The 1,495-nt window shown below is 50.4% G+C and carries 1 protein-coding gene and 2 pseudogenes; all 3 read right to left on the bottom strand.

Going from position 1 to position 1,495, the window contains the following annotated elements:
* Positions 1-167, bottom strand: a pseudogene (locus DWZ82_RS14870) (recombinase family protein); the annotation flags it as partial.
* Positions 168-365 (bottom strand): hypothetical protein, encoded by a 198-nt coding sequence (locus DWZ82_RS14865; RefSeq protein WP_002592708.1) that lies wholly within the window; start codon positions 363-365, stop codon positions 168-170.
* Between the two features lie 241 nt (positions 366-606).
* Positions 607-1,495 (bottom strand): annotated as a pseudogene (locus DWZ82_RS14855) (VapE domain-containing protein); the annotation flags it as partial.

The following is a 1,495-nucleotide window of genomic DNA, read 5'->3' as shown; positions in this document are numbered from 1 at the left end:
CCCTGCCTTTCGCAGTATTTTTCCAGCATATCACGCTGGTTGGCGATACTGGCACTTTCGCCTTGCAGGTCATCGTCCTTTGACAGCCTGCAATAGACCGCTGCACGATAGCCCCCGGCAAGTGCCTTTCCGATTGTTCTGTATTCCATTTCGTTCATCATAGCCATTTACCCACACAATCCAGACGGTATCTGGCTCTTTTGAACCTCATCTTCATTATAGCCTATATCTTTCTTTTTAGCAAGATATTCTTTTGCATTTGTCTTTCCGTATTTCTGGGAAATCAGGCTGACGAACACATCAGTGGCGTCAAGCTCCCCGTCAAATACAGTGGTCACATGAATCTCTGTTTTGTTTTTTGCCATAGGCAGTTATCCTCCATACATGAAAATAGCCAGACAGAGGGTGTCGGCAACGAAGTCCGGCAACGGGCTTCAAAAGACCTTGCAAACAATCTCAATCTGGCGATAGTTACTATTTATACTTTTCTTTTATTTTTCTGTTGTTTTGGTTGTCATAGGGGAGAAAAGCCGATAGTTTCGGGATTTTCCCCGGCAACCGGCTCGGCAACGGGATAGCAACAGGGGGTGCAACGGGCTGTCCTTTTCAGAATGGAAGCTCCATCTGTTCTGTGACCTCCACAAAACCGTCCATCGTTTTTTCAGACGGGTTGCCGGAGTCCGTTGCCGGGTTTTCACGCTCCCAGCCCTTTTGTCTGCCATATTCTTCTGCCATATTCGGAAAACATTCTTGGGTTTGGGAAGTACCGCCAGCTGGAAATGCACTGGTTCATAATCTCGTTGATTTCCCGGATTTCCCATTGCTTCGGCTCGTCAAAAGCATGGTTCAAGGCTTCCTTGTAGAGCTGCTTGGAACAGACCATACTCCCGGTGTACTTATCAAGATACGCCTGTATCATCCCGGCTTTGGTGTCCTCCGGCATAAAATCCCGCTGGTGTTCTTTGAGATACCGCTGCATGGCGGGGCTGAAAGCCAGCTTGAACCTGCCGCTTTTATAAATCTCCATCGCTTCCGCCCACATCTGCCCGATATAGGCTCTGGAAGCGGCTTCATCCTCCAAAATGTGAACTTCCGCCTGCTCCGGGTACACCATGACCGGGATAAAGCGGCGGTTGCCGGAACGGTCAAGGGGCAGGAAGTCAAGGGCATTGGAAGTGCCGCCAAACACGCACTGACGGGGGCGGTCTGCCGGGTGGGTTTCATAAGGTATCTTGTAGACCTCTTTCTGCCGGCTTAAAAATGACTTGATTTCCTCAATGCTCTTGGCGTTGGCGGTTGCCATCATTTCCGACATTTCGATAATCCAGTGACCTTGCAGCTTGCGGTACACATTGTCATCGTCCAGCTTCCGCAAATCATCGGAGAACCACTCGTCCCGGACTGCCAGCAGCCGGAAGAAGGTGGACTTTCCAGCCCCCTGACCGCCTACCAGACAGAGCATGATTTCAAACTTGCACCCCGGCTGAAAGGCTCG

This window comes from Butyricicoccus sp. AF35-5AC, from assembly GCF_003477715.1.
GTDB lineage: Bacteria > Bacillota > Clostridia > Oscillospirales > Butyricicoccaceae > Agathobaculum > Agathobaculum butyriciproducens.
The sequence above is the reverse complement of the archived record's forward strand: the minus strand, read 5'-3'. Positions and strand labels throughout refer to the sequence as shown.

Excerpts from the sequence above, each read along its gene's own strand:
- DWZ82_RS14865 (WP_002592708.1), bottom strand. The coding sequence starts at position 365 with ATGGCAAAAAACAAAACAGAGATTCATGTGACCACTGTATTTGACGGG.